Source organism: Plasticicumulans sp., assembly GCF_035331805.1.
Lineage (GTDB): Bacteria > Pseudomonadota > Gammaproteobacteria > Competibacterales > Competibacteraceae > Plasticicumulans.
Window position 1 is genome coordinate 1 of the sequence record NZ_DAOLKE010000227.1, and the last position, 5,844, is coordinate 5,844.

At 67.8% G+C, this 5,844-nt stretch carries 5 protein-coding genes, 2 tRNA genes and 1 pseudogene; 4 read left to right on the forward strand and 4 right to left on the reverse strand.

Annotated features, from left to right (window positions below):
- The 3 genes and pseudogenes from PKE44_RS13890 to PKE44_RS13900 form a co-directional block, all read left to right on the forward strand.
- Positions 1 to 412 (forward strand): annotated as a pseudogene (locus PKE44_RS13890) (hypothetical protein); the annotation flags it as partial.
- A 109-nt stretch (positions 413 to 521) separates the two neighbouring features.
- A complete protein-coding gene (locus tag PKE44_RS13895) occupies positions 522 to 1,187 on the forward strand; it encodes a 2-hydroxychromene-2-carboxylate isomerase (RefSeq protein ID WP_324552202.1) in 666 nt (221 codons plus the stop codon).
- Between the two features lie 2 nt (positions 1,188 to 1,189).
- Positions 1,190 to 1,627, forward strand: a complete 438-nt coding sequence (locus PKE44_RS13900) for a PaaI family thioesterase (protein ID WP_324552204.1) — start codon at positions 1,190 to 1,192, stop codon at positions 1,625 to 1,627.
- 226 nt (positions 1,628 to 1,853) lie between these two features.
- Here PKE44_RS13900 and PKE44_RS13905 read toward each other — a convergent pair.
- The 4 genes from PKE44_RS13905 to uvrC all read right to left on the reverse strand — a co-directional run bounded on the left by PKE44_RS13905 (position 1,854) and on the right by uvrC (position 4,549).
- Positions 1,854 to 1,927: transfer RNA gene (locus PKE44_RS13905), tRNA-Cys, on the reverse strand.
- A gap of 89 nt (positions 1,928 to 2,016) precedes the next feature.
- A tRNA-Gly gene (locus PKE44_RS13910) sits at positions 2,017 to 2,092 on the reverse strand.
- Positions 2,093 to 2,144: 52 nt separating this feature from the next.
- Positions 2,145 to 2,699: a CDP-diacylglycerol--glycerol-3-phosphate 3-phosphatidyltransferase gene (gene pgsA, locus PKE44_RS13915; RefSeq protein WP_324552206.1), complete on the reverse strand. Its 555-nt coding sequence runs from the start codon at positions 2,697 to 2,699 to the stop codon at positions 2,145 to 2,147.
- A gap of 14 nt (positions 2,700 to 2,713) precedes the next feature.
- Complete coding sequence (gene uvrC, locus PKE44_RS13920) at positions 2,714 to 4,549, reverse strand: excinuclease ABC subunit UvrC (protein WP_324552208.1); 1,836 nt, start codon at positions 4,547 to 4,549, stop codon at positions 2,714 to 2,716.
- Between the two features lie 307 nt (positions 4,550 to 4,856).
- Between uvrC and xdp1 the strand changes: the two genes are divergently transcribed.
- Entirely contained in the window at positions 4,857 to 5,654 is a 798-nt protein-coding gene (gene xdp1 / locus PKE44_RS13925; protein WP_324552210.1) for an exosortase-dependent surface protein XDP1, read from the forward strand.
- The last annotated feature ends 190 nt before the right edge of the window (positions 5,655 to 5,844 follow it).

A 5,844-nucleotide genomic window follows, 5' to 3' on the forward strand; every position in this document is an offset into this window, starting at 1 on the left:
GCTGGTGGCGGTGGTCGCGCTCAGCGTCGCGCTCGGCACGACGATGCCGCCGCGGGCCGGGGCCGGAGCCGTGGCTCCGCCACCGGCAGCCCTCGTCGAGCGGCACTGGCCGAGCGCCTACGGACCCCGGCTCGGGCTGAACGTCGCGATGCAGGCCGGCCGGCCGGCGGCGACGCTGAGCGTCACCGGCCCCGACGATCAGCCGTTCACGATCCGCGAGGCCGTGCTGGTGCTCGAACGGCCCGAAGCCGGCATCGAGCCGCTGCGCCGGCGGCTGGACGAGCGGGCGCCGGGCCGGTACGGCAACGACGACCTGCTGCTGCCGCTCGCCGGCCCCTGGCAGGGTTACGTCGAAATCTGGATCGACGACTTCTCGCTCGAACGCCAGCCGCTCGCCTTCACGCTGCCGTGAGCATGGCACTGCGCGTTGCCCGCATTCCGGCCATGCCGTATTGCGGCTTGCCGGCGCCCGGACCGAGGTCCGACGATGCGCCCGATCCCGCCCGCCGCGAGCCGCCGCCATGACGCAGCCGACCGATGCCCCTGCCTTGCCGACGCTGGACTGGTACTTCGATTACCTGTCGCCGTTCGCGTACTTCCAGCTCGAACGCTTCACGGCCGAACCGCCGCCGGGCGTGGTCCTGAGGCCGCAGCCGGTGCTGCTCGGCGCCTTGCTCGGGGCCTGCGGCGCGCGCGGCCCGGCCGAGATTCCGCTGATGCGCACGCTGACCTACCGCCACTGCCTGTGGCAGGCGCGTCGCGCCGGCCTGCCGTACCGGATGCCGCCGGCCCATCCCTTCAATCCGCTGCCGGCGCTGCGGCTGACGGTCGCGCTCGGTGCCGGCCCCGACACCGTGCGCACGGTGTTCCGGCATCTGTGGGCCGAGGGCCGGACGCTGGAGGGCGAGGACTGGCAGGCGCTGTGTGCGCGGCTCGGGCTGTCGGTGGCCGAGGCCGGGGCGCTGGCCGCGAGTCCGGCCGCGAAGGACGGCCTGCGCGAGCGCACCGAAGCGGCGATCGCGCGCGGCGTGTTCGGCGTGCCGTGCTCGATCGTCCACGGCGAACTGTTCTGGGGCAACGACACCACCGGCATGCTGCTCGACTTCCTGGCCGATCCGGCGCTGTTCCGTGATGCGGAGATGCAGCGCGTCAGCACGCTGCCGGCCGCCATCCAGCGCAGGGCCTGAGCATGGCGCGCATCGCACACGCCGAATTCGAGGAACTCTGCCGCGAGCACGTCCCCTTCGTCGGCTCGCTCGGCATCCGCGTCGAAACCCTGGACGCCGGCCGCTGCGTGCTGCGCGTGCCGTTTCGCGACGACTTCCTGCGCCCCGGCGGCACCGTGTCCGGTCCGATCCAGATGGCGCTTGCCGACATCGTCATGTACGGCGTCGTGCTGTCGCTGCTCGGACGCGTCGATCTGGCGGTGACCACCAACCTGACCTGCAACTTCCTGCGCCGCCCGAAGCCGGTCGACCTGATCGGCGATGGCCGCATCCTGAAGCTCGGCAAGCGCCTGGCGGTCGGCGAGGTGCTGCTGTATTCCGACGGCGAGACGGAACCGGTCGCACACGTGACCTGCACGTATTCGATTCCGCCGGGGGCCGGACAGCCCATCGCGAATTAGCCCGCAAGCGCTGTCGCGTGCTCTTCAGGCTGCCCGATGCGCGCGAATGCCGGCGCGCGCAGGAATATCTCCGGCGCGGCCGGCGGGACGACGAAAGGCCGTACGCCGGGCATGCCGGACATCATGCATATAATGCAGAAACCCTGCGCTCCGGGCCGTCGATGACGGTGGATCGCAGGGTTCCGGCAGGAATCCTGAGTCGTTAAAAACTGCAGGATCAAATAGTTGGAGGCTAGGGTCGGAATCGAACCGGCGTCCACGGCTTTGCAGGCCGCTGCATGACCACTCTGCCACCTAGCCTTCGGCAATCAGGTAAGGGCTGCATTGCCATTACCGACTGATCCGAAAATCAAAAGGCCCCGAAGGAATCGAGGCCTCTGATCGAGAACTGGAGCGGGAAACGAGACTCGAACTCGCGACCCTAACCTTGGCAAGGTTATGCTCTACCAACTGAGCTATTCCCGCTCGACGTGGGGGCGCATTATAGGCCGCGAATCCGGATCGTCAAGCGCCGGATTCATTTATTCAGCACGCGCCAGGCGGCGGCCAGATACACCAGCATCGACCACAGCGTCAGCACCGCCGCGATCACCAGCGCAACGATGCCGAGCGTGCGCGTCGGCAGCCCCCACAGCGGTTCGTGGTACAGCAGCAGCAGCAGTGCCAGCATCTGCAGCGCCGTCTTGACCTTGCCGACCGCCGACACCGCCACCGTCGCGCGGCTGCCGATCTGCGCCATCCACTCGCGCAGCGCCGAGATCGCGATCTCGCGGCCGATGATGACCACGGCCGGCACGCCGATCCACGGCGTCGGATCGGCCTCGACCAGCAGCACCAGCGCCGCGGCCACCATCAGCTTGTCGGCGACCGGATCGAGGAAGGCGCCGAAGTCCGAAGTCTGGCCGAGGCGGCGCGCAAGCCAGCCGTCGAGCCAGTCGGTGATGGCGGCGGCGGCAAACAGCGCCGTGCAGATCACGTTCGCCGATTCGACCGGCAGGAAGAAGGCGGCGACGAACACCGGGACCATCGCGATGCGGGCGAGGGTCAGCCAGGTCGGCAGGGTCAGGTGCATGGGGATCCTGGGATTCAGCCGTCCGGGTGGAAGGCGTCGTAGATGCGCTGGGCGAGCGCCTTGCTGATGCCGGCGACGCCGGCGATGTCCTCGACGCCGGCACGGGCGAGCTGCTGCAGACCGCCGAACTGCTTGAGCAGCAGCTGACGCCGGCGCGGACCGATGCCGGGGATCGCTTCGAGGGTCGAGGTCCGGCGCGCCTGCGCCCGGCGCTGCCGGTGGCCGGTGATCGCGAAGCGATGCGCTTCGTCGCGGATCTGCTGCACGAGGTGCAGCGCGGCGGATTCGGCCGGCAGTGTAAGAGGGCGGTCCTGACCGGACAAGTGAAGCACCTCCAGCCCCGGCCGGCGGTCCGGACCCTTGGCGATGCCGATGAGGTGCACGCCGTCGATGCCGAGTTCGGCCAGCACCTGCTCGGCCTGCGCGAGCTGGCCGCGGCCGCCGTCGATGAACAGGAGATCGGGCAGCGGCGCATCCTCGTCGCGCAGGCGCGTGTAGCGGCGGGTCAGCGCCTGATGCATCGCCGCGTAGTCGTCGCCGGGCGTGATGCCCTCGATGTTGTAGCGCCGGTAGTCGGACTTGCGCGGGCCTTCGCCATCGAACACCACGCAGGAGGCGACGGTCGCCTCGCCCTGGGTGTGGCTGATGTCGAAGCACTCCATGCGCTCGATCGCGGCATCGAGGCCGAGCGCATCCTGCAGCGCCTCGAAGCGCCGGCGCACGCCGGCGCGGCTGGCGATGTCGGCGGCGAGCGCGAGGGCCGCGTTGCGGTTTGCCATCTCCAGCCAGCGCGCGCGCTCGCCGCGCACGCGCATCGACAGCTGCACCTTGCGCCCGGCACGCTCGCCGAGCGCCTCGGCGACGACGGCGGCCTCGTCCGGTTCGTGCGACAGCAGGATCTCGGCCGGCGGCGGATGGTTCAGGTAGTACTGCACGAGGAAGGCCGACAGCACCTGTCCCGGCGTCTGTTCCTCGGGCATGCGCGGGTAGAACGGCTTGTTGCCGAGGCTGCGGCCCTCGCGGAAGAAGAACACCTGCACGCAGGCCGCGCCGCCCTCGATCGCGACCGCGACCACGTCGAGATCGCCGCCTTCGGCCGCCGACACGTACTGGCGCTCCTGCACCTGACGCAGCATCGCGATGCGATCGCGAAGCTGCGCGGCTTCCTCGTAGCGCCAGTGCCCGGCCGCGACCTCCATGCGCGCGACCAGCGCATCGATCAGTTCGCCGCTGCGGCCTTCGAGGAAGGCCACCACGTCGGCGACATCGGCGGCGTATTCGGCGCGGCCGATCATTTCGGTGCACGGGCCGGAGCAGCGCCGGATCTGGTACTGCAGGCACGGGCGGCTGCGGTGCGCGAAGAAGCCGTCCTCGCACTGGCGCAGCCGGAACACACGCTGCAGCAGCGTCAGCGTCTCGCGCACCGCGGTCGCCGACGGATACGGCCCGAAGTAGCGCCCGGCCGCGCGCCGCGGACCGCGGTGGATCAGCAGCCGCGGATACGGGTGTGCGGTGAGCAGCAGGTACGGATAGCTCTTGTCGTCGCGCAGCAGGATGTTGTAGCGCGGCCGGAAGCGCTGGATCAGCGTGTGTTCGAGCAGCAGCGCCTCGGCTTCCGTGTGCGTGACCGTGACCTCGACGCCGGCGATCTGCGCGACCAGCGCGCGGGTCTTGGCCGAGTCGACGGTCTTGCGGAAGTAGCTCGCCACGCGGCGCTTCAGGTTGCGCGCCTTGCCGACGTACAGCACCTGACCCTCGACATCGAGCATGCGGTAGACGCCGGGCAGCGGGGTCAGCGTGCGCAGGAAGGCGCGGGCATCGAACGGAGCGGGGGCGGAGGGCTGGGTCACGGCGTCAGGGCTTTTTACACGGAATTATGGCAAATCGTGACAAATGTCTCATAACTACAGGCACAACAAATGCTTAACATGATTGGCCTGTGATGTGCATGTAGGTGCTGGTCAGCCAGACAAGACAGGTTGGTCGGGTAGTCGCAGCCCGCCGGCCAGTGCCGCGGCGCAGAAGCCGGTCGGTCGAACAAGGATTCACACGGAAGCGACGATGTTTTGAGGGGATGCGTTCCCTCACCATGATGGTACCCGTCCCTTTCTGCCCCGCCGCCCACGTTCTGCACGAACTTCGCGGAGGGGTTTCATCATGATTTTCAAAGACCTGCGGTCCAGCGGGCCCTTGCTTGCGGGGGCGTTCGCGGTACTGCTCGGCCTGAGTGCGCCGGCTGCGGATGCGTCGGTCAGCTATTCGTTCACGACCACGACCGGCAATGCCGCGGCTCAGTCCTACCTCGCGCCCGGGGGGACGCCGGTGACCTTGTCGGCCTGGTCAAACGGTGGTACCAGCGGCACGATGGTACAGGGCAGCCTGTCCTTCTGGGGAAGTTCCGGTGTCGGTGTCAACAATGGCTTTGGCAGCAGCACCGATCCGAGTGAAGGCGTCAGCCCCGAGCACGCGATCGACAACAATGGTCTGACGGACGGTGTGCTGCTCAACTTCGGTGTCGGCAACCTGTTCACGATGAACAGTTTTTCGATCGGCTGGTTCGATAGCGATGCCGACATCGTGGTTCTGGCCTACACCGGTGCCGGGACGCCTGCGCTGGGCAGTTCGACCCTGAGCGGCCTGCTGAGCAGCGGCTGGAGCGGCAAGAAATACAGCGATGTCAATAGCCTCGGCACCAATGTGGCTGTCAACACGGCGTTGTCGCTCAGTTCCCAGTACTGGCTGGTGCTGGCCTACAACTCTGCTTTCGCTGGTCTGAGTTCTGGGCTGGGATCCTCGTACGGGGCCGGAAATGACGCCTTCAAATTCAATGGGGTCACCGGTAATCTGACCAGCACATCCAGCAACATCAGCGTACCGCTGCCGGCGACAACCGCGCTGCTCGGGGTTGGCGCGCTGGCCTTCTGGCGGCGACGTTATCAAAGGCAGAACAGCTGATACGGATCCAGCGGCCCGCAAGCGATATCGGCTGGCGTTTGGGTACGGCACGAAGAAGGCTGGATTGCAGTCGATGTTTGCCAGACACCGCCCTTCGGGGCGGTTTTTTTTATGGGGCCCGGTTCCGGAGTTCAAGAACGGTGCATTCGCAAAATGCAAATCCTGACGGGGAATTTGCAGAATGCACGTC